Source organism: Pseudomonas sp. RtIB026, assembly GCF_016861355.2.
GTDB classification, from domain to species: domain Bacteria; phylum Pseudomonadota; class Gammaproteobacteria; order Pseudomonadales; family Pseudomonadaceae; genus Aquipseudomonas; species Aquipseudomonas peradeniyensis.
Genome location: NZ_AP023348.2, coordinates 2,157,057 through 2,180,015, shown reverse-complemented (window position 1 = coordinate 2,180,015; position 22,959 = coordinate 2,157,057). Strand labels below are relative to the sequence as shown.

Sequence of the window (22,959 nt, the reverse complement as noted above, 5' to 3'; positions counted from 1 at the left end):
TCTCAAGGGGTACGATTACGCCGCGTCTCGATGATGTTGGGCAACTGCGAGATCCGCCCCAGCAAGCGCCCAAGGGCGTCCAGGCCTGGGATCTCGATGGTCAGCGACATCAGCGCGGTGTTGTCTTCCTTGTTCGAGCGGGTGTTGACCGCCAGCACGTTGATCTTCTCGTTGAGCAGCACCTGCGACACGTCGCGCAGCAGCCCCGGGCGGTCGTAGGCACGGATGACGATGTCGACCGGATAGGTCTGCACCGGGATCGGTCCCCAGCTGACCTGGATCATGCGCTCCGGCTCCTTGCCCGCCAGTTGCAGCACCGAGGCACAATCCTGGCGGTGAATGCTCACGCCACGGCCCTGGGTGATATAGCCGACGATGGCGTCGCCCGGCAGCGGCTGGCAGCACCCGGCCATCTGCGTAAGCAGGTTGCCGACACCCTGGATCTGGATGTCGCTGCGCTTGCCCGCGCGGATGCCCCGGGCCTGGCGCGGGATCAGCTCGACCGGCTCCAGGCGCTCGGGTTCGAGCAACTGCTGCGCGGCGTTGACCATGTGCGCCAGGCGCAGGTCGCCGGCGCCAAGGGCGGCGAACATGTCCTCGGCAGTCTTGACGTTGGCCTTTTCCGCCAGGCGTTCGAAATCCACCTGGGGCAGGCCCAATCGGCTCAGTTCGCGCTCGATCAGGGTCTTGCCGGCGGCCACGTTCTGGTCGCGGGCCTGCAGCTTGAACCAGTGGACGATCTTGGCCCGGGCCCGCGAGGTGGTCACGTAGCCCAGGTTGGAGTTCAGCCAGTCGCGGCTCGGGTTGCCGTGCTTGCTGGTGATGATCTCCACCTGCTCGCCGGTCTGCAGGCTGTAGTTCAGCGGCACGATACGGCCGTTGATCTTGGCGCCCCGGCAGTTGTGGCCGATCTCGGTGTGCACCCGATAGGCGAAGTCCAGCGGCGTGGCGCCCTTGGGCAGGTCGATGGCGTGGCCGTCGGGGGTGAACACGTAGACCCGGTCCGGCTCGATATCGACGCGCAGCTGTTCGGCCAGGCCGCCGATGTCGCCCAACTCCTCGTGCCACTCGAGCACCTGGCGCAGCCAGGAGATCTTCTCTTCGTAGTGGTTGGAGCTGGGCTTGACGTCGGTGCCCTTGTAGCGCCAGTGCGCACACACGCCCAACTCGGCTTCCTCATGCATGGCGTGGGTGCGGATCTGCACCTCCAGCACCTTGCCCTCGGGGCCGATCACTGCGGTGTGCAGGGAGCGGTAGCCGTTTTCCTTGGGGTTGGCGATGTAGTCGTCGAACTCCTTCGGAATGTGCCGCCACAAGGTGTGCACGATGCCCAGCGCGGTATAGCAGTCGCGTACTTCCGGCACCAGCACGCGCACCGCGCGCACGTCGTAGATCTGGCTGAACTCCAGGCCCTTGCGCTGCATCTTGCGCCAGATCGAATAGATGTGTTTTGCCCGGCCGCTGATGTCGGCGTTGACGCCGGTGGCCAGCAGCTCGTTCTGCAGCTGGTTCATCACGTCGCTGATGAAGCGCTCGCGGTCCAGCCGGCGCTCGTGCAGCAGCTTGGCGATCTGCTTGTACTGGTCGGGCTCGAGGTAGCGGAACGACAGGTCCTCGAGTTCCCACTTGATATGGCCGATACCCAGCCGGTGCGCCAGCGGCGCATAGATGTCGAACACCTCGCGGGCCACGCGCAGGCGCTTCTCGTCATCGGCGGCCTTGACCGCACGAATGGCGCAGGTACGTTCGGCGAGCTTGATCAGCGCCACGCGCACATCGTCGACCATGGCCACCAGCATCTTGCGCAGGTTCTCGACCTGCGCCTGGGAGCCGAGCACCAGCGACTGGCGCGGGCTGAGGCTGGCACTGATGGCCGCCATGCGCAGCACGCCGTCGATCAGCTTGGACACCACCGGGCCGAAACGCTGGCCGACCTCGGCCAGGGTCACCTTGCCTTCGCGCACCGAACGGTAGATGACCGCCGCCACCAGCGAATCCTGGTCGAGCTTTAGGTCGGCGAGAATTTCGGCGATCTCCAGCCCCGCCTGGAAACTGGAGGTACCGTCGGCCCAGGAATGCTTGGCCGGATTACCCTTCCTCTCGACTTCATGGGCAAACTCGCAGGCCTCTTTCAGCCCAGGGCGATCGAGCTGCGAATCGACGCTCACCACATGATCGAGCCATGCTTCGAGATTGATACTGCCGTCGTTGTTGACCGGCTGGTGCACTCTCACCTGTACCATCTTTGTTCTACCTTTCCATACAGCGCACCACACGGGTGCACTGGCTATCACCTGTGCGCCCCTCACTCCCTGAAGGGCGCACCAAGAGGGCCAGCCCAGCTAGCCCGCTTCGAATAACGCCATGGCCTCGACATGCGCCGTCTGAGGAAACATGTCGAGAATCCCGGCCCTTTTTAACCGGTACCCCTGTCCGACCAGCACCTGCGCGTCTCGCGCCAGCGTGGCCGGGTTGCACGATACGTAGACCAGCCGCTTCGCGCCCAGCCGGGCGATGCCTTGCACCACCTCGAAAGCCCCGTCGCGCGGTGGATCCAAGAGTACCGCAGAAAAGCCCTCGGCGACCCATCCGGCGCCCGCCAAAGGCTGCGATAAATCGGCCTGAAAAAACCGAGCGTTATGCACATTGTTGCCATCGGCGTTGGCCGCGGCGCGCTCGACCATGGCCTGCACGCCCTCCACCGCCACCACCTCGCGCGCCTGGCGAGCCAGGGGCAAGGCGAAGTTGCCCAGGCCGCAGAACAGGTCCAGGACCCGCTCGTGCGCCTCGGGCGCCAGCCAGGCGAGAGCCTGCTGGATCATCAAGGTGTTGACCTGGGCGTTGACCTGGACGAAGTCACCCGGCCGCCAGGCCAGTTCCAGGCCCCAGGGCTGCAGGGCAAAGCCCAGTTGCGCCGCAGCATCCACCGGCGCCGGCTCGCCCTCGCCCTGCAGCCACAGCTGGGCGCCGGCCTCGCGGCAGAACGCCTCGAGCCGCGCCAGGTCGTCACTTGGCAGGGGCGCTACATGCCGCACCAGCACCGCCTCGGCGGTGCCGCTGAACAGCTCCACGTGCCCCAGCGCCTGTGGCTTGCCCAGGCTGCGCAGCACGGTCGGCAGGTGGCGCATGATCGTTTGCAAGGGTTGTACCAGCACCGCGCATTCGTCGATGCCGACGATGTCCTGGCTGGCCTCGGCGCGAAACCCCACGTCCAGTTGGCGCGCCTTGGTGTCCCAGCGTACCGCGACCCGCGCCCGGCGGCGGTAGCCGAATTCCGGTCCGCTCAGGGGAACAGCCCACTCCTCGGGCTGCACGCCAGCCACCCGCTGCAGTTGCTCGGCGAGCAGGCGCTGCTTGAGTGCCAGCTGGCCGTCATGGGGCAGGTGCTGGAGGTTGCAGCCACCGCAGCGGGCGTAGTGCCGGCAAGGCGCTTCACGGCGCTCGGGGCTGGCCTGGAACACGCGCTCCAGGCGCGCCTCGACCACCTTGCCGCGGGCGGCGAGCACCCGCGCCTCGACGTCCTCGCCGGCCAGCGCGCCGCTGACGAACCAGGTACGTCCTTCAATGAAGGCGATGCCGCGACCGTCACCGGCCACGCGCTCGATCGACAGACGTTGCTTCTTGCCCACGGGCAGCTGTGCGGCACGGTTGCCGCCGGCCGGCTGGAAGCGCAGGCCGGTGTTGCTTTTCTTTCTGGACATCAGGTCGGGTCGAACAGGCCGGTGGAGAGGTAACGGTCGCCGCGGTCGCAGATGATGGCGACCATCACCGCATTCTCGACTTCACGGGACAGGCGCAGCATGGCTGCCACGGCACCGCCGGAGGATACGCCACAGAAAATGCCCTCTTCGCGGGCCAGGCGACGGGTGGTCTCCTCAGCCTCCTGCTGGGACATGTCGACCACGCGGTCGACGCGGGTGGCGTCGAAGATCTTCGGCAGGTACTCGTGGGGCCAGCGGCGGATGCCGGGGATGGCCGAGCCTTCCATCGGCTGCAGGCCGACGATCTGCACCGCCGGGTTCTGCTCCTTGAGGTACTGCGAGCAGCCCATGATGGTGCCGGTGGTGCCCATGGAGCTGATGAAATGAGTGATGCTGCCCTGGGTCTGCTGCCAGATTTCCGGGCCGGTGCTGTTGTAGTGGGCGATCGGGTTGTCGCCGTTGGCGAACTGGTCAAGGACCAGGCCGCGGCCTTCGGCCTGCATCTTCTCGGCGAGGTCGCGCGCGCCCTCCATGCCCTCTTCCTTGGTCACCAGGATCAGCTCGGCGCCATAAGCGGTCATCGCCGCCTTGCGTTCGGCGGTGGAGTTGTCCGGCATGATCAGGATCATCTTGTAGCCTTTGATCGCCGCGGCCATGGCCAGGGCGATACCGGTGTTGCCGGAGGTGGCTTCGATGAGGGTGTCGCCGGGCTTGATCTGGCCACGCAGCTCGGCGCGGGTGATCATCGACAGCGCCGGGCGGTCCTTGACCGAACCTGCCGGATTGTTGCCTTCGAGCTTGAGCAGCAAGGTATTGCTGGTGTCCCCGGCGATGCGCTGCAGGCGAACCAGTGGCGTATGGCCGATGCAATCGGCGATGGTTGGGTACTGCAGGGTCATGGGCGTTTTCGCAATCCGGACGGCAGGGGCGCCTATCATACCGGCAAACCCAGCGCGGCCATATCACGCAATTGCTGGATGTTATAGCGCATGGCTATAAGGGCATGGACCTGGCACCCGCTTTGCGGGTGATCGCGGGGCAAGCCCGCTCCCACGGAACAAACCGTAACTCATAGATTTAGGTGGACCCGCTCCCACAGGAGGACAGTTCCCAGCGCGGCAACGCAAGTTTCCTACAGGGTGTGCGAAGCCTTTGTGGGTGCGGGTTTGTCCCGCGATGAGCTCGACTCCCCCGCAGCCAGGCGCATGCACAAGCGCAGGCCATGCTCGCCATTGACCGCCCACACGCTCCCGCCCTGGCGCCGGATCGCATTGCGGGCAATGCTCAAGCCCAGGCCGAAACCACCATCCCCGGGCCGCGAACCCTCCAGCCTGGAAAACGGCGCGAATATCCGCTCCAGGTCTTCCTCGGCCACGCCACCGCCCTCGTCCTCCAGGTCGATACGCCAGTACCCGCCCTCTCGCCAACCGCTCAGGCGCACCACGCCCGCCTCCGGGGAATGACGGATGGCGTTGCGCAGCATGTTCTCCAATGCCTGGGCCAGGTCGTTGAGGCTGCCCTGCACCCAGCAGCCGGCCGGCAAGTCGCAGCGCAGCCGCTGCGGCGCCCAGCCACTTTCGTAGCAGGCGTTCTCGCTGAGCAGATCCCACAGCGCCGCCACCTGGATCGGCTCGAGGTTCACCGGTGCGCGTTCGGCGTCCTGCCAGGCCAGTTGCAAGGTGTCCTCGACCAGTTGCTGCATGCCATCCACCTCGCGGTGCAGGCGTTCGCGCAGGCGCTGCAGGTCGGTCTCGCCATCGCAGGCCACGCGCAGGCGGCTGAGCGGCGTGCGCATCTCGTGGGACAGATCGCGCAGCAACTGCTGCTGCAAGGCCACGGTGCCCTGCAGGCGCTCGGCCATCTGGTCGAAGGCGCGGGCCAGTTCGCCCAGTTCGTCCTTGCGCCGGGTGGTGCGCGAATCCAGGCGCGCGGCCAGCTGGTCGGCCCGCCAGGCATTGGCCTGCTCGCGCAACTGGTTGAGCGGCACGATCAGCATGCGGTACAGGCCGACGCACAGCAGCAGGGTGAACAACCCGGGGATGATGCCGTTGGTGACGACGCGCCAGAACAAGCGGTACTGGCCGGGGTTGAAGCGCTCCGGCAGCTCGATCACCAGCATGCCCTGCTCCGGCGCGCCGGGGAACGGCAGGCGCAACCAGGGCTGGCCGACACTGCGTCGGCTCATGGGCCAGTCGACGCCACGCAGGCGGGTCAGGCGCTGGGCCTGGCCGGCGCTCAGGTCGGCGCTGCCCAACGGTTGCAGGTCACCGTCGAGCACGCCCACCCAGCCCTGCTCGCGCTCGCGCATCTCGGCCAGCCAGGCGTCCACGCCCTCGCGGTCGCCACTGCGCCAGGCCTGCTCGGCCTGCGTCGCGTAGCCGCGCAGCACTTGCCGCGCCGGCTCGGACAGGAAGGCATCCTGGGTTTCCATGTGCCGGCCCCAGCTGTAGCTCAGGCCGATCATCAGCAGGCAGAAGCCCACCAGCAGGACGGTCAGTTTCCAGAACAGCGAGTGACGGTCGAGCACGGTTCAGTCGGCCTCGCCCGCGCCGAACACATAGCCCTTGCCCCACACGGTACGCACCTGCCGCTCGTGGTAGCCGATGGCCTTGAGCTTGCGGCGGATCTGGCTGACGTGCATGTCCAGGCTGCGGTCATGCCGCGAGTAGCCACGCTGCAGCACCTGCTGGTAGAGGAAGGGCTTGCTCAGCACCTCGTCCTGGCTGCGGTGCAGGGTGTCGAGCAGGCGATATTCACTGGGGGTAAGCCCGGCCCAGGCGCCGGCGAGGCTGACATCGGTGGCCTGCTCGTCGAAATGCAATTGCCCGGCCTCCACCCCACGCGGCGCCCGAGCGCGCCGCTCGAAGGCCACCCGGCGCAGGATCGCCTCGATGCGCACCCGCAGCTCGGCAAAGCTGAACGGCTTGGGCAGGTAGTCGTCCGCGCCGCGCTCGAAGCCGCTGATGCGGTCGGCCTCGGCGCCCAGCGCCGACATCAGGATCACCGGCGTGGCGCTGCGTCGACGCAGGCTGGCCAGTGCGTCCAGGCCGTTGAGCCCGGGCAGCAGGATGTCCATCAGCACCAGGTCGAACACCTGCCGGCCCGCCGCCTCCAGGCCTTCCAGGCCATTGCGGCACCAGGTCACCTGGAAGCCGCCGCGCTGCAGCTCGTCATGCAGGTAGGCGCCCAGCACGGGATCGTCCTCGATGGCGAGGATGTTGGTCGCGTGAATCGCTTCAGGATGCATTGGCAACTGCCATCAATTCTCAATTACGCGATTATTGGACAAGCGGTCCGAACAAGGCAACCTCCGTCCGACTGGCGTGACATTGAAGTGCCCGCACCGGCAACGCCAGCCGAGAAAAGCAAAAACCATTACAAATCCTGTGCATTACCCCTCAGCGCAGAGTAACGTTCCCGCTGATGCGCGAACCGCGCCTTTAACAGCACATGACAGGAGACAGGTGTGCTCGACCGTTTGGGAATCCGCAGCCGCGTCCTGCTGCTGGCCTTGCTGCCCGCCAGCCTGATGGCCCTGGTGCTGGGCAGTTACTTCACCTGGCTGCAACAAAGCGACCTGCGCACGCAACTGCTGCAACGCGGCAAGATGATCGCCGAGCAGTTGGCACCACTGGCGGCACCGGCCCTCGCCCGCCAGGCTCCGGCGCAACTGGAGCGCATCGCCGCCCAGGCCCTGGAGCAGGCCGATGTGCGCGCCGTGGCGTTCCTTGCCGCCGACCGCACGCGCCTGGCCCATGCCGGCCCCAGCATGCTCAACCAGCCGCCCAGCGGCGGCACCGGCACGCAGCTGCTGCAGCGCACGGGCAACGACGCCACCCGCTACCTGATGCCGGTGTTCGGCCATCACCGCGACCTGGCCACCGACGCCGTGCCGGCCGAGGCCGAGCGCCTGCTCGGCTGGGTGGAGATCGAACTGTCCCACGACGGCACCTTGCTGCGCGGCTACCGCAACCTGTTCACCAGCCTGCTGCTGATCCTCGCCTGCCTGAGCCTGACCGCGCTGCTGGCCCTGCGCATGAGCCGCACCATCAACAACCCGATCAACCGCATCAAGCACGCGGTCAACCAGCTCAAGGACGGCCACCTGGACGAGCGCCTGCCGGCCATGGGCAGCCACGAGCTCGACGAGCTGGCCGCCGGCATCAACCGCATGGCCGAAACCCTGCACAGCGCCCACGAAGAGCTGCAGCACAGCATCGACCAGGCCACCGAGGACGTGCGCCAAAACCTGGAGACCATCGAGATCCAGAACATCGAGCTGGACATGGCGCGCAAGGAGGCCCTGGAGGCCAGCCGCATCAAGTCTGAGTTCCTCGCCAACATGAGCCACGAGATCCGCACCCCGCTCAACGGCATCCTCGGCTTCACCCACTTGTTGCAGAAGAGCGAGCTGACCCCGCGCCAGCTCGACTACCTCGGCACCATCGAGAAGTCCGCCGACAACCTGCTGGGGATCATCAACGAGATCCTCGACTTCTCCAAGATCGAGGCCGGCAAGCTGGTGCTCGACAGCATCCCGCTGAACCTGCGCGACCTGATCCAGGACACCCTGACCATCCTCGCTCCGGCCGCCCACGCCAAGCAGCTGGAACTGCTGAGCCTGGTCTACCGCGACACGCCGCTGTCGCTGGTCGGCGACCCGCTGCGGCTCAAGCAGATCCTCACCAACCTGGTGAGCAACGCCATCAAGTTCACCCGCGAAGGCACCATCGTCGTGCGTGCCATGCTCGAGGACGAGCAGGAAGACAGCGTGCAACTGCGCATCAGCGTGCAGGACACCGGCATCGGCCTGTCGCCCCAGGATGTGCGTACCCTGTTCCAGGCGTTCAGCCAGGCCGACAACTCGCTGTCGCGCCAACCCGGCGGCACCGGCCTGGGGCTGGTAATCTCCAAGCGCCTGATCGAGCAGATGGGCGGCGAGATCGGCGTCGACAGCACCCCTGGCGAGGGCTCGCAGTTCTGGATCAGCCTCAACCTGCCCAAGGCCCACGACGACGCCGAGGAACAACCCGCCCAGGCCCTGCTCGGCCGCCGCGTGGCCATCGTCGACGGCCACGACCTGGCGCGCCAGGCACTGGAGCACCAACTGGAGGACTGCGGCCTGGCGGTCAGCGTGTTCGCCTCCTGCGACCAGCTGCTGCAAGGCGTGCAGGCCGCCAGCCAGGCCGGGCAGCCGTTCGAGTTCGCCGTGCTCGGGGTCAACCTGGGCAGCCTGGCCCCGGAACAGCTGGGCCAGTACCACCAGCAGCTCGAACGTCTCGGCTGCCAGTGCGTGGTGCTCTGTCCGACCACCGAGCAGCCGCTCTACCACCCTTACCTGCCCAATGCCCATGGCCAACTGCTGGCCAAGCCGACCTGCACCCGCAAGCTGCGTCGCCTGCTGCTGGAGCTGGTGCAGCCACGCCGCCCGGTGTGCGAACAGCGCAACCACGGTGGCCAGCGCATGCCGAAGATCCTCTGCGTCGACGACAACCCGGCCAACCTGCTGCTGGTACAGACCCTGCTCGAAGGCATGGGCGCCGAGGTGCTGGCAGTGGACAACGGCTACGGCGCGGTACAGGCCGTGCAGGACGAACCGTTCGACCTGGTGCTGATGGATGTACAGATGCCCGGCATGGATGGCCGCGCCTGCACCGAGCAGATCCGTCAGTGGGAAAGCAGCCAAAGCGGCCCGCCCCTGCCGATCGTGGCCCTCACCGCCCACGCCATGGCCAACGAAAAGCGCGCCCTGCTGCACAGCGGCATGGACGACTACCTGACCAAGCCGATCAGCGAGCGCCAGCTGGGCCAGGTGGTGATGAAGTGGACCGGCCTGAGCCTGGGCTCACCACCACCGGAACGCGCCAGCGAACGCCTGGCCGACAGCAGCGAGCTGAAGGTCCTCGACCCGGAAGAAGGCCTGCGCCTGGCGGCCGGCAAGCCGGACCTGGCGGCGGACATGCTGGCCATGCTGCTGGCCTCGCTGGAGTCCGACCGTGAAGCCATCCGCGCCGCGCGCAACGCCGCCGACCGCACGGCGATGATCGAGCGCGTGCACCGGCTCAACGGCGCCTCGCGCTATTGCGGCGTACCGCAGTTACGGGCGGCCTGCCAGCGCAGCGAAACCTTGCTCAAGCAGGACAGCCCCCAGGCGTTGCAGGCGCTGGACGAACTGGACCAGGCCATCAGCCGACTGGCCGAACAGGCGCGCGAGAGCGCGTAGGTAACTGTCCCCTGTGGGAGCGGGTTTACCCGCGAAGAATCCAGCGCGATGGATGGCACCGGCTGCGCCGGTGTTCGCGGGCAAGCCCGCTCCCACAGGGACCGCGCCAGATTCTAAAAATTGAGCAAGACAGTTGCTCCCACAGGGTGCGCGGATCACCTGTGAAGTCAGTTCCCAGCGCGACAGCGCAGCCCAGCAGACTGGGCGATCTCCCACAAGAGACACAGGTCAACCCCCAGACTGACCATTTGGCTAGACTGGTGGCATTTAAGATAGGACTCAGACCATGCGCGCCCTGTTGTTCAGCAGCCAGCACTACGACCAGGAAAGCTTCACCCGCGCCGCCAGTGCGGGCAACGTGGAGCTGCACTACCAGCCCGCCCGCCTGACCCTCGACACCGCGCCGCTGGCCCAGGGCTTCGAGGTGGTCTGCGCCTTCATCAACGACGAACTCGACGCGCCGGTGCTGGAACGCCTGGCCGCCGGCGGCACGCGCCTGATCGCCCTGCGCTCGGCCGGCTACAACCATGTCGACCTGGCTGCGGCGCAGCGCCTGGGCCTGACCGTGGTCCGCGTCCCGGCCTACTCGCCCCACGCCGTCGCCGAGCACGCCGCGGCCCTGATTCTGGCCCTCAACCGCCGCCTGCACCGGGCCTACAACCGCACCCGCGAAGGCGACTTCACCCTGCACGGGCTGACCGGCTTCGACCTGCACGGCAAGACCGTCGGCGTGGTCGGCACCGGCCAGATCGGCGCCGCCTTCGCCCGCATCATGGCCGGCTTCGGCTGCCAACTGCTGGCCTACGACCCCTACCCCAACCCCGAGCTGGTCGCCCTCGGCGCCCGCTACCTGGAACTGCCCGAGCTGCTGCGCCAGGCACGCATCATCAGCCTGCACTGCCCGCTGAGCGAGCACACCCGCCACCTGATCAACGCCCAGAGCCTGGCCCAGCTGCAGCCCGGCGCCATGCTGATCAACACTGGCCGCGGCGCGCTGGTCGACACCCCAGCGCTGATCGACGCGCTCAAGAGCGGCCAGCTCGGCTACCTGGGGCTGGATGTGTATGAAGAGGAAGCGCAGCTGTTCTTCGAGGACCGCTCCGACCTGCCGTTGCAGGACGACGTGCTGGCACGCCTGCTGACCTTCCCCAACGTGATCGTCACCGCCCACCAGGCCTTCCTCACCCGCGAGGCCCTGGATGCCATCGCCGCGACCACCCTGGACAACATCAACCGCTGGGCGGCAGGCAATCCGCACAATCTTGTAAACGGTTGATGCTAGGATACGCGGCAATTTTGGAGGACCCATGGTCGAACACGATTTCCGCTACACCCTTTTCAACCCGCAACACACCCTGATCGAGTGCCGCGCGCTGGTGCCTGGCCGCTACCAGGTTACCGGCAACGGCGGCTCGATCCAGAAGGGCGACGTCCTGCTGGTCACCCTCAAGGGCAGCAAGGACCTGTCCATGCGCCTGACCGTCGAGACCGTGCGCCACCTGATCAACCCGCATGGCCAGTGGGTCGCCGTGGCCCAGGGCCCGGCGTTCAACGAGCTTGAGATCCTCAACTGGCAGGTCAAGTGCGACAGCTGCGACGCGGTGCTGGACTTCGAGTTCGCCAACGACGCCAAGCTGGGCAAGAAGGGCCAGGCCCCGGCCGCCAGCGCGCGTATCCAGGAACTGGGCTGGGCGAGCAAGGGCGACAAGCACCTGTGCCCGCAGTGCCGGGAGCGTGGTTGAGTGAAACAGCTGCTGACCGGCGCGCTGATCGCCTGCGGCCTGCTGGGCTGCGCCGCACAACCCTCGAAGCTGCAGCAGGAGCAGAGCTACGTGCTGGAGTGGATCGGTGAGCGCCCGCTGATCGACTACAGCCACCTGACGCTGACCCTGGCCAGCGATGGTCGCGCCTACGGCAACGGCGGCTGCAACCACTGGTTCGCGCCCTACACACTGGAGGGCGAGCGCATCAGCTTCGGCAAGGTCGGCAAGACCCGCAAATTGTGCGCGCCAGCGCTGATGGACCAGGAAAAACGCTTCCTGCAGGCGCTGGAAACGGTGCAGCGCTGGGATGTGTCGCCGATCGAGCAGATCCGTTTCTGGCCGGCCGAGGGCAAGCCGCTGCGGTTCTGGCCTGAGGAAGGCTGATCATCGCCGGGGGCTGCTTTGCAGCCCTTTCGCGGCACAAGGCCGCTCCTACAGGGGTTCGCATTCCCTTGTAGGAGCGGCCTTGTGCCGCGAAAGGGCCGCAAAGCGGCCCCAGGATCGATCAGGCGCCGCCTTTCAAAGCCCTGATCTTCGCCTGCAGCCCTTCAAGCGTCTGCTCGCCCATCAACTGCTCACGCACCTTGCCCTTGTCGTCGATGATGTAGGTCACCGGCAGCGCCTCGCTGCGCGGCAACTCGTAGCGCTCGGCCGGGTCCTGGGCCAGCACGGTAAAACCGATGCCCAGGGTGTCGGCGGCGGCTTTCAGGTCCGGCCCCTGCAGGCCGTCGAAATTCACCCCCACCACCCGAATGCCCTGGGCCTCCCACTGCTTGGCGGCGGCATTGAGCTCAGGGATTTCCGTGCGGCACGGGCCGCACCATTCGGCCCAGTAGTTGAGCACCAGCCAGTGCCCGTCGATCTGTTCGGCCTTCACCGTATTGCCGTGCTGGTCCACGCCGTAGTCCGCACCGCAGCCGCCGAGCAACAGGCTCGCGGTGATGGCCAGTGCAGCTGCCAAACGCCTTGCCATGGGTCAATCCTTCTCGAAGTTTTCAAGCATTGAAGTCGGTCGCTGCGGTTAGAATAGCCGCCACACCCAGCTGGATGCGACCCGTCATGACCGATCTGACCCTCTATCATAACCCGCGCTGCTCGAAATCCCGCGGCGCCCTGGAACTGCTCGAGGCACGCGGCCTCGCGCCGACCATCGTGCGCTACCTCGAGACCCCGCCGGACGCCGCCACCCTCGAACAGCTGCTTGCCAAGCTGGGCATCGGCGCGCGCCAGCTGCTGCGCACCGGCGAAGACGAATACAAGGCCCTGGAGCTGGCCAACCCGGCCCTGAGCGACGCCCAGCTGATCAAGGCCATGGTCGAGCATCCCAAGCTGATCGAGCGCCCGATCCTGGTGGCCGGTGACAAGGCCGTGGTCGGCCGCCCACCAGAGAAGGTCCTGGAGATCCTGCCGTGAGCGAACCCTACATCCTGGTGCTGTACTACAGCCGCCACGGCTCGACCAGCGAGATGGCCCGGCATATCGCCCGCGGTGTCGAGATGGCCGGCCTGGAGGCGCGCCTGCGCACCGTGCCGGCAATCTCCACCGAGTGCGAGGCCGTGGCCCCGGACATCCCGGCCAGCGGCGCGCTTTACGCCACCCTCGACGACCTGCGCCACTGCGCGGGCCTGGCCATGGGCAGCCCGACCCGCTTCGGCAACATGGCCGCGCCGCTCAAGTACTTCCTCGACGGCACCAGCAGCCTGTGGCTGGGCGGCGAGCTGGTGGGCAAGCCGGCGGCGGTGTTCACCTCCACCGCCAGCCTGCACGGCGGCCAGGAGACCACCCTGCTGTCGATGCTACTGCCGCTGATGCACCACGGCATGCTGGTCACCGGCCTGCCCTACAGCGAATCGGCGCTGCTCGAGACCCGTGGCGGCGGCACGCCGTACGGCGCCAGCCACCATGCCGGCGCCGACGGCAAGCGTGAGCTGGACCCGCACGAGATCACCCTGTGTCGCGCGCTCGGGCAGCGCCTGGCGAAGACGGCCAAGGCCCTGGGTGGCGAACGTGGCTAGAAAGCCGAAGGTATTGCCGCCACTGGACTGGCTGGCCCCCCGGGTGCGCTTTACCCGCGCCCTGAGCCTGGCCTGCTTCTTCGGCCTGATCGCCCTGCTGGTGGTGAACAACCTGTGGTTCGCCGACCTGCACGGGGCGCGGGTCGAGGTGATCATGGCCATCGAGCTGATCCCCCTGCTGCTATTGCTGCCGGGCATGCTGATGGGCAGCGCCCGGGCGCACGCCTGGACCTGCTTCGTGGTGAACATCTATTTCATCAAGGGCGTGCTGGCGGCGTTCGATCCGGCGCGGGCGCTGTTCGGCTGGGTCGAGGTGCTGGTGAGCCTGGGGTTGTTCGTCAGCGGGTTGCTGTTTGTGCGCTGGAAGTTCCAGCAGGAGCGGCGCCTGGCGGGTGAAGGGCGTTAAGTTCCGGGGCTGCTCTGCAGCCCTTTCGCGGCACAAGGCCGCTCCTACAGGGGGACGCGTACTCCTGTAGGAGCGGCCTTGTACCGCGAAAGGGCCGCACGGCGGCCCCGGCGATCTCAATGATTGACGGTATGCGCCAGCATCACCGACAACTGGCACAGCGGCCGGCCGCTCTCTGCATGCCACTGGTTGAACGCCTGCTGCACCAACGCCAAGTCGCGCTGGCTGGTCGGCGGCTTGTCGATGATCTTCTGCGCGATCAGCGCCGCCGCCATGTCATCGGTGGGAATGAACGTATCCTTGCCGACCATCCGCAGGAACCGCGGCGCCGACAACCCGCCCAGCTGGTTGCCATGCTTGGCCAGGTACTTCCACAACCCGACGATATCGGTCTCAGGCCAGTCGGCGATGAACGCGCCGAAACTGCCCTTCTCCTTCGCCACGTCCAGCACCATCTGCGCATTGCGCGGCACGCTCTTGAGCTTGCCCAGGTGGCGGATGATGCGCTCGTCGTGCATCAGCCGCTCCAGGTGCTCGGCGCCCATCAGCACCACCTTCTGCGGATCGAAACCGAAGAACACCTGCTCGAACGCCGGCCACTTGGCGTCCACCAGGCTGTGCTTGAGCCCGGCGCGGAACACGCGCAGGGCCAGGGTCGACAGGTAGCGATCGTCAGGGATGTCGCGCAGCTGCGCGGGCGTGCGCGGCTGCGGCAGGAAGGCTTCCAGCGCCTGGGCCGAACCGAAGCGGTTCAGGCAGTACTCATGCAACCACTGATAGTCGCGCATGGGCTCAGATGTTCAGCACGTCGAGGAAACGCGGGGTGGCGCTCTCGTCGATCTTCAGGCTGGTGAAGTCGAACAGGTTGCGGTCGGCCAGTTGCGACGGCGCGACGTTCTGCAGGGCGCGGAAGATGCTCTCGGTACGGCCCGGGTGCTTGCGCTCCCACTCCACCAGCATGTCCTTGACCACCTGGCGCTGCAGGTTCTCCTGCGAGCCGCACAGGTTGCACGGGATGATCGGGAATTCCTTCATGTCCGAGTAGGCCTGGATGTCCTTCTCGCTGCAGTAGGCCAGCGGGCGGATCACCACGTTGCGCCCGTCGTCGGCGCGCAGCTTCGGCGGCATGCCCTTGAGCGCGCCGTTGAAGAACATGTTGAGAAAGAAGGTCTCGACGATGTCGTCGCGGTGGTGACCCAGGGCCATCTTGGTCGCGCCGATCTCGTCGGCGAAGGTGTACAGGGTGCCGCGACGCAGGCGCGAGCACAGCGAGCAGGTGGTCTTGCCCTCGGGTACCAGCTCCTTGACCACCGAGTAGGTGTCCTTCTCGACGATGTGGTACTCGACGCCCAGCTCCTTGAGGTAGGCCGGCAGCACGTGCTCAGGGAAGCCCGGCTGTTTTTGGTCCATGTTCACCGCGACGATGTCGAACTTGATCGGCGCCACCTTCTGCAGGTGCAACAGAACGTCGAGCATGGTGTAGCTGTCCTTGCCGCCGGACAGGCAGACCATGACCTTGTCGCCATCCTCGATCATGTTGTAGTCGGTGATGGCTTCGCCAGCGAGACGACGCAGGCGTTTTTGCAGTTTGTTCTGGTTGACCGAGAGGGTGCCCATAGCGCTTGGATCCGCGAGGTGTGACAAAAGCCGGCTATTTTACGCACAAACCGCACGGCGCAGTAGGTGAATCCGATAAAGACTTCAAGGGAATCAGCACCGGGCCTGACAGCGCAATTTGCTCTAAAAAGCCGGTTTTGTGCCGGGATCCGCTTCCTATACTGCGACATAAGGCCACATTGGCGCAGCACTTGGTGTCCTGGCCTCGGGCCATAGGCGCTCCATCCGGGGGGCGTTTGGCAACGACGATAGGAGTGACCCGTATGATTCATCACGTTGTTGGGCTGTTCACCCACCCTGACCAGGAGTGGCGGGAGATCCGTGGCGAGGAAGAAAGCATCAGCCACATGTACCTGACGCACACGCTGATCCTGGCGGCGATCCCCGCCGTCTCGGCGTTCATCGGCACCACCCAGGTCGGCTGGGTGATCGGCGAGCGGCCAGCGGTGATGCTGACCATGGAAAGCGCGCTGTGGATGAGCATCATGTCCTACCTGGCGATGCTCGCCGGGGTCGCGGTGATGGGCGCCTTCATCCACTGGATGGCACGCACCTACGACGCCAACCCGAGCATGGCGCAGTGCATCGCCTTCGCCACCTACACCGCCACCCCGCTGTTCATCGGCGGCCTCGCGGCGCTGTACCCGCACCTGTGGCTGGGCATGCTGATCGGCACGGCGGCCATCTGCTACACCGTGTACCTGTTGTATGTCGGCTTGCCGACGTTCATGAACATACCGTCGGATGAAGGCTTCCTGTTCTCCAGCTCCGTGCTGGCGGTGGGCCTGGTGGTACTGGTGGCGATCATGGCCGCGACCGTGATCATCTGGGGACTGGGCGTGGGGCCCGTCTACACCAACTGAACGCATACCTATCAGATCCAACCAACACTGGGGCATCACCCGAGGCCGCCGCAAGGCGGCTTCGTTTCGTGTGCCTGACCGGCGGCTCGGCAGCCGGTCATTGCCTGCGGCATAATGCCCGGTCAGGAGAACTGCCCCGCCATGCCCGAGCTGCTCAGACAACGCGTCGAAACCTGTTACCAGCAAGCCGAAACCTTCTTCAAACGCCCTTTTCCGCGCCCGCAGGTCAGCTTCAAGCTGCGCGGCCAGAAAGCCGGTGTCGCCCACCTGCACGAGAACCTGCTGCGCTTCAACCTGCAGCTGTACCACGAGAACCAGGACGACTTCCTGCGCCAGACCGTGGCCCACGAGGTCGCCCATCTGGTGGCCCACCAGCTGTTCGGCGAGCGTATCCAGGCCCATGGCGAGGAGTGGCAGCTGATCATGCGCGGGGTGTACGAGCTGCCGCCGAACCGTTGCCACAACTATGAAGTGCAGCGGCGGGTGACGACGCGCTACATCTACCGCTGTCCGTGCCCGGAGAGTGATTTCCCGTTCACCGCCCAGCGGCACAAGCTGGTGCGCCAGGGCCGGCGGTACCTGTGCCGGCGGTGTCGGGAGATTCTGGTGTACAGCGGCGAGACCCGCGTCGAGTAGATGCCGGACACCTCCCTGTAGGAGCGGCCTTGTGCCGCGAAAGGGCCGCGCAGCTGCCCCGGCGATCCTTGCATCAACGCTGAAATCCTGGGGCCGCTTTGCGGCCCTTTCGCGGCACAAGGCCGCTCCTACAGGGGGGGGTAGGCTTATGCAAGTGGCACAAAAAAGGCGACCCGAGGGTCGCCTTCTTCATTTCACACCGCGATCAACGTGCCGGGCCTTCGGCCACGCCCAGGTCGTCGGTTGGACGGGTGTCGATCAGCGGCGAGCCGCCGGATGCCAGTTCCGCCTGCAGGGTGTCGGTGTCCAGCTCCTTGACCCACTTGGCCACGACCACGGTGGCCACGGCGTTGCCGATCAGGTTGGTCAGGGCGCGGGCTTCGGACATGAAGCGGTCGATACCCAGGATCAGCGCCAGGCCCGCCACCGGCAGGTGGCCGACAGCCGACAGGGTCGCGGCCAGCACGATGAAGCCGGAACCTGTGACGCCCGCAGCACCTTTGGACGCTACCAGCAGCACCAGCAGCAGGGTGATCTGGTGGGTGATGTCCATGGTGGTGTCGGTGGCCTGGGCGATGAACACCGCGGCCATGGTCAGGTAGATCGAGGTACCGTCCAGGTTGAACGAGTAGCCGGTCGGGATCACCAGGCCAACCACGGATTTCTTCGCGCCCAGGCGCTCCATCTTGGCCAGCATGCGCGGCAGGGCCGACTCGGAGGACGAGGTGCCCAGCACGATCAGCAGCTCTTCACGGATGTAGCGGATCAGCTTGATCACGCTGAAGCCGTGGGCGCGGCAGATACCGCCCAGCACTACCAGGATGAACAGCACGCAGGTGATGTAGAAGCAGGCCATCAGGTAGCCCAGTTGCACCAGCGAACCCACGCCGTACTGGCCGATGGTGAAGGCCATGGCACCGAAGGCGCCGATCGGGGCCAGCTTCATGATCATGTTGATGATGTTGAACATGACATGGGCGAAGCGATCGATCAGGTCGAGCACCGGCTTGCCGTAGCTGCCCAGGCGATGCAGGGCGAAGCCGAACAGCACCGAGAACATCAGCACTTGCAGGATATCGCCGTTGGCGAAGGCGCCGACCACGGTGTTGGGGATGACGTTGAGCAGGAAGCCCACGGTGGTCTGCTGCGCGCCGGCGGCGGCGTAGGCGGCCACGCTGCTGGCGTTCAGGGTGCTGACGTCGACGTGCATGCCGGCGCCCGGCTGGACCACGTTGACCACGACCAGGCCGATGATCAGGGCGATGGTGGAGACGATCTCGAAGTACAGCAGCGCGTAACCGCCGGTCTTGCCGACCGATTTCATGCTCTGCATGCCGGCGATGCCGCTGACCACGGTGCAGAAGATGATCGGGGCGATGACCATCTTGATCAGTTTGACGAAGCCGTCACCCAGGGGTTTGAGGGCTACGCCGGTTTCCGGGTAGTAGTGGCCGAGCAGGATACCGATGGTGATGGCAACGATCACCTGGACATACAGCGATTTGTACAGCGGCTGACGAGTCGTCATGGCTAGTTTTTCCTCAAGTGGGCCGGCGCATCCTTCCCAGGATGTCGGGGCACCTGAATCGCGAACCCTCCTGTACCCGGAGGGATTTGTCGTTGTGGGCGAGTGCCTGGGCAGGCCTCTGTCAGCTGAATAGCAAGGGCGATGCCAAAGTGCCCGCTTGAGGTGCACAGCCAATGATTACAGGGTGTGAATGCCCCGGGACGGGGCGAAGAACCACGTAGGAAATGGCGGATTTCCGCCCGATGGCGGAAATCGTACAGGGCAGGTTGGCGGGAATCCGCCTCAGAGGTATTCAGTGGGACTTTCCGGTGGGAGCGGGCTTGCCCCGCGATGAGGCCCGGGCCGGATGGCACCGGCTTCGCCGGTATCGCGGGACAAGCCCGCTCCCACGCACCGCCCCCTGCACTGGAAAGGCAGAATCAATCGAGTCGGAACGCGATACGGAACGCAGCCCCGCCCAACGGCGAATCACCCAGGCTCAGCTCGGCGTCATAGCTGTCGATGATGTCCTTGACCACCGCCAGCCCGATCCCCTGCCCCGGGTGCTGGCGGTCCAGCCGCTCGCCGCGTTCGAGAATCCGCTCGCGTTGATCCGGCGGCACGCCCGGCCCGTCGTCCTCGACGCACAGCTCCAGCAGCCCCGGCGACTGCTGCAGGCTGACCCGCACCTGCCCCAGGCATAACCGGTAGGCGTTTTCCAGCAGGTTGCCCAGCAACTCCAGCAAGGCGCCCTGCTCCATCGGCACCCGTGCCAGGGCCGGAATATCGAGGCTGACCTCGACGCGCTTGTCGCGATAGACCTTGGCCAGGGTGCTGCACAGGCTGTCGAGCAACGGCTTGAGCTCGACCTGGTGCTTCACCAGGCCGCTCTTGCGCAGGCTGGCGCGCTGCAGCTGGTAGTCGATCTGCTGGCTCATGCGCTCGATCTGGCTCTGCAGCACCCGCGCCTGTTCGCGGTCGCCCTGCTCCATGCTCTCGCCAACGCCCTGCAGCACCGCCAGCGGGGTCTTGAGGCTGTGGGCCAGGTCGTCGAGCGAGTCGCGGTAGCGCTGACGCTGCTCGCGCTCGCTGCGCAGCAGGCGGTTGAGCGAGCCGGTCAGGCGCAGCAGCTCGCGTGGATGCTCGCGACTCAGCCCATCTCTGGCTCCGCTCTCCACATCGTCGAGCTCGGAGCTGAGCCGACGCAATGAACGCAGGCCCCAGGTCAGGCCGGCCCAGAGCAGCACCATCAACGCCAGCAGCGCCGCGCCGAAGCCCAGGTAGAGTTTCTCGCGCAGGCCGTTGAGGGTGTCCTGGTATTCACGCACCGGCTGCAGGGCGACGATGCTGAACGCCGCGCTCTTGCCGCCGAGCAGCTTGACCTCGACGTCGTAGACGAAGAATTCGTCGCCGTCGTCCTGGTGAATGCGGGCGAACTCGTTGCCGCGTCCGTCATAGCGGGGGTGATAGTTGATATTGCGGTTACGGGTGGCCCGCGACTGCCACACCAACGTGCCCTGGCGGTCGAAGATGTAGCCAAGCAGACCGGTGTAAGGCAGGTTGTAGCGTTCGTCCGGCAGCAGCGCCGGCATCTGCAGCTGGCCGCGCTCGATGCGCGCGGCCGAAATCAGGGTGGTCACGTCCGAGGCCAGGCGCTGCTCGATCGACTCCTGCAACGCCAGGCTGAAGGCCTTCTGCAAGGCCGGCAGCAGCGCCAGCATGAACAGCAGCGCCAGCAACGCCGCCGCCAGCATCAGGCGCACCCGCAGCGAACGGATCATCGGCAGCGCTCGGTGAACAGGTAGCCCAGGCCGCGCACGGTGTCGATCGGCTTGAAGCCGTTGTCGCCCTCGAGCTTGCGGCGCAGGCGGCCGACCAGCACCTCGATGACGTTCGGGTCGCGCTCCTCGTCGTCCGGGTACAGTTGCTCCATCAGGCGGTCCTTGGCCACCACTTGCTGGTGATGACGCATGAGGTACTCGAGGATGCGGTATTCGTAGGCGGTCAGCGCCAGCGGTTGCTCGTCCAGGGTCGCCTGCTTGCGGTTGAGGTCAAGCACCAGGGGCCCGGCAGCGATGGTCGACTGGGTGAAGCCGCTGGAGCGGCGCAGCAAGGCGTTCAGGCGGGCCTCCAGCTCCTCGAACTGGAACGGCTTGACCACGTAGTCGTCGGCGCCGGCAGCCAGGCCCTCGACCTTGTCCTGCCAGTTGCCGCGGGCGGTCAGGATGAGGATCGGGAACGTCTGGCCGAGGCTGCGCAGCTGGCGGATCAGATCCAGCCCGCTCATGCCCGGCAGGCCCAGGTCGATCACCGCCAGGTCGTGGTTGTACTGCTCGGCCTGGTACAAGGCCTCTTCCGCGTTGGCCACCGCCTGCACCACATGGCCGCCCTCGCCGAGGCGGGTGAACAGGTGATGACGCAGCAGCGCCTCGTCCTCGACCACCAGCAATTTCATGTGGATCTCCTTTCAATGGGAATGCCCTGTGCCGGCCTCTTCGCGGGTAAACCCGCTCCCACAGGGTTGTGCACCACCTGTGGGAGCAGGTTTACTCGCGAAGAGGCCGGCACAGGATAACAGCGACCTCAGAACTTGTAGGTAGCCGCCAGGTAGGTCTGCGCGCTGCTGGTCAGGCGCAGGGTACCGTCCTTCGGCCCGCCGTGGGCGCCGATCTCGGTGGCGGCGTTGCTGCGCAGGTAACGGTAGCCCAGCTCCACCGAGGTGTTGTCGGTCACTTCCTGGATCACACCGGCCTGCAGGCCGACGGCGTAACCGTAGTCGGTGTCGCGGCGGGCGCCCGGCGAATCCTGGGTCAGCTTGGTCATGCCCAGGCTGCCGCCGCCGAACAGTTTGGTGGTATCGCCCACCGGCAGGAACAGGTCGTAGCTGCCCAGCAGGTTCTCCTGGCGCAGCTTGACGCCGCTGTGATCGCCCGAGACGTTGTCGTAGGTGATGTAGTAGCGGCCCTGGTCGTTGATCTTGCCCAGGCGCGCGCCCCAGGTGCTGTCCTTGCCGATGATGCCGTCGGCGTTCAGGCCGTCGGTGTTGCGCTGCAGCAGGCCGGACTTGCGGACTTTGTCGCTGGTCTGGCCGTAGGTCAGGCTGGCGAAGTTGTCATCGGCCTGGGCAACGCTGGTGAGGCCGGCGGCGCAAACGGCCATGGCGGCGATCAGGGTATTGAGGGTTTTCATGGTTCAGGTACTCCGGGTTGGATGCGTTGTTGCTGTCTGGGGGCTAGAGTAGGGAGGGCGCCCTGAACCCCTGCTGAACCCGGCCTGAACCTTGGCTGAACGAACCGAAGAAGGAGCTCGACCATGCGTACCCTGCTTGCCCTGGCCTTGTTGTGCAGCGCCAGCCTTGCCCAGGCGGCGGTGCAGACCCGCGAGATTCCCTACCAGGATGCCGACGGCAAGCGCCTGATCGGCTACTACGCCTATGACGACGCTATCGAGGGCAAGCGCCCGGGCGTGGTGGTGGTGCATGAATGGTGGGGGCTGAACGACTACGCCAAGCGCCGCGCCCGCGACCTCGCGGCGCTGGGCTACAACGCCCTGGCCATCGACATGTACGGCGACGGCAAGAACACCGAGCACCCGGCCGACGCCCAGGCGTTCATGGCGGCGGCGATGAAGGACCCGAAAGCCGCTGCCCGGCGCTTCGACGCCGGGCTTGAGCTGTTGAAGATCCAGCCCAACACCAACAAGCACCAGCTGGCGGCCATCGGCTACTGCTTTGGCGGCAAGGTGGTGCTGGATGCGGCGCGCCGGGGCAAGAAGCTCGATGGCGTGGTGAGTTTCCACGGTGCGCTGGTGACCCAGACGCCGGCCAAGCCTGGGGTGATCCGGGCGAAGATCCTGGTGGAGCACGGTGAGGCCGACAGCATGGTCACCCCGGAGCAGGTGGCGGCGTTCAAGGCGGAGATGGATGCGGCCAAGGCCGACTACAAGTTTGTCGGGATTCCGGGTGCCAAGCATGGGTTCACCAACCCGGATGCGGATCGGTTGGGGCATGGGGGGCATGGCGGGCCGGATATCGGGTATGACAAGGCGGCTGACGAGAGCTCCTGGAAGGATATGCAGGCGTTCTTGAAAGACGCGTTCGACTGATGATCGCCGGGGCCGCTTTGCGGCCCTTTCGCGGCACAAGGCCGCTCCTACAGGAGACCGCATGCCCTTGTAGGAGCGGCCTTGTGCCGCGAAAGGGCTGCAAAGCAGCCCCAAATATCTGCTC

Annotated in this window: 22 protein-coding genes; 10 read left to right on the top strand and 12 right to left on the bottom strand. The window is 66.2% G+C overall.

What is annotated here, in order from left to right; genetic code table 11:
- Nucleotides 1-2 precede the first annotated feature (2 nt).
- The 5 genes from relA to PRtIB026_RS09815 form a co-directional block, all read right to left on the bottom strand.
- Nucleotides 3-2,243: a GTP diphosphokinase gene (relA, locus tag PRtIB026_RS09835; RefSeq protein ID WP_203647693.1), complete on the bottom strand. Its 2,241-nt coding sequence runs from the start codon at nt 2,241-2,243 to the stop codon at nt 3-5.
- Between the two features lie 99 nt (nt 2,244-2,342).
- Nucleotides 2,343-3,701, bottom strand: coding sequence for a 23S rRNA (uracil(1939)-C(5))-methyltransferase RlmD (gene rlmD / locus PRtIB026_RS09830; RefSeq protein WP_203647694.1), 1,359 nt, complete (start codon nt 3,699-3,701; stop codon nt 2,343-2,345).
- Complete coding sequence (gene cysM / locus PRtIB026_RS09825; RefSeq protein WP_203647695.1) at nt 3,701-4,600, bottom strand: cysteine synthase CysM; 900 nt, start codon at nt 4,598-4,600, stop codon at nt 3,701-3,703. The genes rlmD and cysM overlap by 1 nt, the downstream gene beginning before the upstream one ends.
- A 233-nt stretch (nt 4,601-4,833) precedes the next feature.
- Complete coding sequence (locus tag PRtIB026_RS09820) at nt 4,834-6,228, bottom strand: sensor histidine kinase (RefSeq protein ID WP_203647696.1); 1,395 nt, start codon at nt 6,226-6,228, stop codon at nt 4,834-4,836.
- Nucleotides 6,229-6,231: 3 nt separating this feature from the next.
- Nucleotides 6,232-6,948: a response regulator transcription factor gene (locus tag PRtIB026_RS09815; RefSeq protein WP_203647697.1), complete on the bottom strand. Its 717-nt coding sequence runs from the start codon at nt 6,946-6,948 to the stop codon at nt 6,232-6,234.
- Nucleotides 6,949-7,167: 219 nt separating this feature from the next.
- Here PRtIB026_RS09815 and PRtIB026_RS09810 point away from each other — a divergent pair, with 219 nt between their 5' ends.
- The 4 genes from PRtIB026_RS09810 to PRtIB026_RS09795 all read left to right on the top strand — a co-directional run bounded on the left by PRtIB026_RS09810 (nt 7,168) and on the right by PRtIB026_RS09795 (nt 12,071).
- The gene (locus PRtIB026_RS09810) at nt 7,168-9,924 is read left to right on the top strand and encodes a response regulator (RefSeq protein WP_203647698.1); all 2,757 of its coding nucleotides are present in this window, start codon (nt 7,168-7,170) and stop codon (nt 9,922-9,924) included.
- A 286-nt stretch (nt 9,925-10,210) separates the two neighbouring features.
- The gene (locus PRtIB026_RS09805) at nt 10,211-11,200 is read left to right on the top strand and encodes a 2-hydroxyacid dehydrogenase (protein ID WP_203647699.1); all 990 of its coding nucleotides are present in this window, start codon (nt 10,211-10,213) and stop codon (nt 11,198-11,200) included.
- 31 nt (nt 11,201-11,231) lie between these two features.
- Nucleotides 11,232-11,666 carry a hypothetical protein gene (locus PRtIB026_RS09800; protein ID WP_028690922.1) on the top strand — a complete coding sequence of 145 codons (435 nt, stop codon included), beginning with the start codon at nt 11,232-11,234 and terminating at the stop codon, nt 11,664-11,666.
- Complete coding sequence (locus tag PRtIB026_RS09795; RefSeq protein ID WP_203647700.1) at nt 11,667-12,071, top strand: META domain-containing protein; 405 nt, start codon at nt 11,667-11,669, stop codon at nt 12,069-12,071.
- Between the two features lie 121 nt (nt 12,072-12,192).
- Here PRtIB026_RS09795 and PRtIB026_RS09790 read toward each other — a convergent pair whose 3' ends face one another.
- A complete protein-coding gene (locus PRtIB026_RS09790) occupies nt 12,193-12,660 on the bottom strand; it encodes a TlpA disulfide reductase family protein (protein WP_028690924.1) in 468 nt (155 codons plus the stop codon).
- 86 nt (nt 12,661-12,746) lie between these two features.
- Here PRtIB026_RS09790 and arsC point away from each other — a divergent pair, with 86 nt between their 5' ends.
- Genes arsC through PRtIB026_RS09775 form a run of 3 tightly spaced genes read left to right on the top strand, consistent with a single transcriptional unit; the run spans nt 12,747 to nt 14,108 of the window.
- Complete coding sequence (arsC, locus tag PRtIB026_RS09785) at nt 12,747-13,100, top strand: arsenate reductase (glutaredoxin) (RefSeq protein WP_203647701.1); 354 nt, start codon at nt 12,747-12,749, stop codon at nt 13,098-13,100.
- Nucleotides 13,097-13,702 carry an NAD(P)H:quinone oxidoreductase gene (gene wrbA / locus PRtIB026_RS09780; protein ID WP_050704525.1) on the top strand — a complete coding sequence of 202 codons (606 nt, stop codon included), beginning with the start codon at nt 13,097-13,099 and terminating at the stop codon, nt 13,700-13,702. The genes arsC and wrbA overlap by 4 nt, the downstream gene beginning before the upstream one ends.
- The gene (locus PRtIB026_RS09775) at nt 13,695-14,108 is read left to right on the top strand and encodes a DUF2069 domain-containing protein (RefSeq protein WP_203647702.1); all 414 of its coding nucleotides are present in this window, start codon (nt 13,695-13,697) and stop codon (nt 14,106-14,108) included. The genes wrbA and PRtIB026_RS09775 overlap by 8 nt, the downstream gene beginning before the upstream one ends.
- Before the next feature lie 116 nt (nt 14,109-14,224).
- Here the strand turns inward: PRtIB026_RS09775 and PRtIB026_RS09770 are convergent, their stop codons facing one another.
- The gene (locus PRtIB026_RS09770) at nt 14,225-14,896 is read right to left on the bottom strand and encodes a DNA-3-methyladenine glycosylase I (RefSeq protein WP_050704524.1); all 672 of its coding nucleotides are present in this window, start codon (nt 14,894-14,896) and stop codon (nt 14,225-14,227) included.
- 4 nt (nt 14,897-14,900) lie between these two features.
- Nucleotides 14,901-15,725 (bottom strand): tRNA 2-thiocytidine(32) synthetase TtcA, encoded by an 825-nt coding sequence (gene ttcA, locus PRtIB026_RS09765; RefSeq protein WP_011532643.1) that lies wholly within the window; start codon nt 15,723-15,725, stop codon nt 14,901-14,903.
- Nucleotides 15,726-15,988: 263 nt separating this feature from the next.
- On the opposite strand from ttcA, the gene PRtIB026_RS09760 reads away from it, so the two are divergent.
- Nucleotides 15,989-16,588 (top strand): Yip1 family protein, encoded by a 600-nt coding sequence (locus PRtIB026_RS09760; protein WP_028690929.1) that lies wholly within the window; start codon nt 15,989-15,991, stop codon nt 16,586-16,588.
- A gap of 141 nt (nt 16,589-16,729) precedes the next feature.
- On the top strand, nt 16,730-17,224 hold the full coding sequence (locus PRtIB026_RS09755) for a SprT family zinc-dependent metalloprotease (RefSeq protein ID WP_203647703.1): 495 nt from the start codon (nt 16,730-16,732) through the stop codon (nt 17,222-17,224).
- Between the two features lie 205 nt (nt 17,225-17,429).
- Here the strand turns inward: PRtIB026_RS09755 and PRtIB026_RS09750 are convergent, their stop codons facing one another.
- From PRtIB026_RS09750 to PRtIB026_RS09735, 4 genes are all read right to left on the bottom strand, one after another.
- Entirely contained in the window at nt 17,430-18,752 is a 1,323-nt protein-coding gene (locus tag PRtIB026_RS09750) for a dicarboxylate/amino acid:cation symporter (RefSeq protein ID WP_110736363.1), read from the bottom strand.
- Nucleotides 18,753-19,171: 419 nt separating this feature from the next.
- Nucleotides 19,172-20,512 carry an ATP-binding protein gene (locus PRtIB026_RS09745; RefSeq protein ID WP_203647704.1) on the bottom strand — a complete coding sequence of 447 codons (1,341 nt, stop codon included), beginning with the start codon at nt 20,510-20,512 and terminating at the stop codon, nt 19,172-19,174.
- The gene (locus tag PRtIB026_RS09740) at nt 20,509-21,186 is read right to left on the bottom strand and encodes a response regulator (protein ID WP_028690933.1); all 678 of its coding nucleotides are present in this window, start codon (nt 21,184-21,186) and stop codon (nt 20,509-20,511) included. The genes PRtIB026_RS09745 and PRtIB026_RS09740 overlap by 4 nt, the downstream gene beginning before the upstream one ends.
- A 128-nt stretch (nt 21,187-21,314) precedes the next feature.
- Complete coding sequence (locus PRtIB026_RS09735) at nt 21,315-21,920, bottom strand: outer membrane protein (RefSeq protein ID WP_050704272.1); 606 nt, start codon at nt 21,918-21,920, stop codon at nt 21,315-21,317.
- Between the two features lie 123 nt (nt 21,921-22,043).
- Between PRtIB026_RS09735 and PRtIB026_RS09730 the strand changes: the two genes are divergently transcribed.
- A complete protein-coding gene (locus PRtIB026_RS09730) occupies nt 22,044-22,835 on the top strand; it encodes a dienelactone hydrolase family protein (protein ID WP_267813780.1) in 792 nt (263 codons plus the stop codon).
- Nucleotides 22,836-22,959 lie beyond the last annotated feature (124 nt).

Excerpts from the sequence above, each read along its gene's own strand:
- relA (WP_203647693.1), bottom strand. The coding sequence starts at position 2,243 with ATGGTACAGGTGAGAGTGCACCAGCCGGTCAACAACGACGGCAGTATC.
- rlmD (WP_203647694.1), bottom strand. The coding sequence starts at position 3,701 with ATGTCCAGAAAGAAAAGCAACACCGGCCTGCGCTTCCAGCCGGCCGGC.
- cysM (WP_203647695.1), bottom strand. The coding sequence starts at position 4,600 with ATGACCCTGCAGTACCCAACCATCGCCGATTGCATCGGCCATACGCCA.
- PRtIB026_RS09815 (WP_203647697.1), bottom strand. The coding sequence starts at position 6,948 with ATGCATCCTGAAGCGATTCACGCGACCAACATCCTCGCCATCGAGGAC.
- PRtIB026_RS09805 (WP_203647699.1), top strand. The coding sequence starts at position 10,211 with ATGCGCGCCCTGTTGTTCAGCAGCCAGCACTACGACCAGGAAAGCTTC.
- PRtIB026_RS09800 (WP_028690922.1), top strand. The coding sequence starts at position 11,232 with ATGGTCGAACACGATTTCCGCTACACCCTTTTCAACCCGCAACACACC.
- PRtIB026_RS09790 (WP_028690924.1), bottom strand. The coding sequence starts at position 12,660 with ATGGCAAGGCGTTTGGCAGCTGCACTGGCCATCACCGCGAGCCTGTTG.
- arsC (WP_203647701.1), top strand. The coding sequence starts at position 12,747 with ATGACCGATCTGACCCTCTATCATAACCCGCGCTGCTCGAAATCCCGC.
- PRtIB026_RS09770 (WP_050704524.1), bottom strand. The coding sequence starts at position 14,896 with ATGCGCGACTATCAGTGGTTGCATGAGTACTGCCTGAACCGCTTCGGT.
- ttcA (WP_011532643.1), bottom strand. The coding sequence starts at position 15,725 with ATGGGCACCCTCTCGGTCAACCAGAACAAACTGCAAAAACGCCTGCGT.
- PRtIB026_RS09760 (WP_028690929.1), top strand. The coding sequence starts at position 15,989 with ATGATTCATCACGTTGTTGGGCTGTTCACCCACCCTGACCAGGAGTGG.
- PRtIB026_RS09755 (WP_203647703.1), top strand. The coding sequence starts at position 16,730 with ATGCCCGAGCTGCTCAGACAACGCGTCGAAACCTGTTACCAGCAAGCC.
- PRtIB026_RS09750 (WP_110736363.1), bottom strand. The coding sequence starts at position 18,752 with ATGACGACTCGTCAGCCGCTGTACAAATCGCTGTATGTCCAGGTGATC.
- PRtIB026_RS09745 (WP_203647704.1), bottom strand. The coding sequence starts at position 20,512 with ATGATCCGTTCGCTGCGGGTGCGCCTGATGCTGGCGGCGGCGTTGCTG.
- PRtIB026_RS09740 (WP_028690933.1), bottom strand. The coding sequence starts at position 21,186 with ATGAAATTGCTGGTGGTCGAGGACGAGGCGCTGCTGCGTCATCACCTG.
- PRtIB026_RS09735 (WP_050704272.1), bottom strand. The coding sequence starts at position 21,920 with ATGAAAACCCTCAATACCCTGATCGCCGCCATGGCCGTTTGCGCCGCC.
- PRtIB026_RS09730 (WP_267813780.1), top strand. The coding sequence starts at position 22,044 with ATGCGTACCCTGCTTGCCCTGGCCTTGTTGTGCAGCGCCAGCCTTGCC.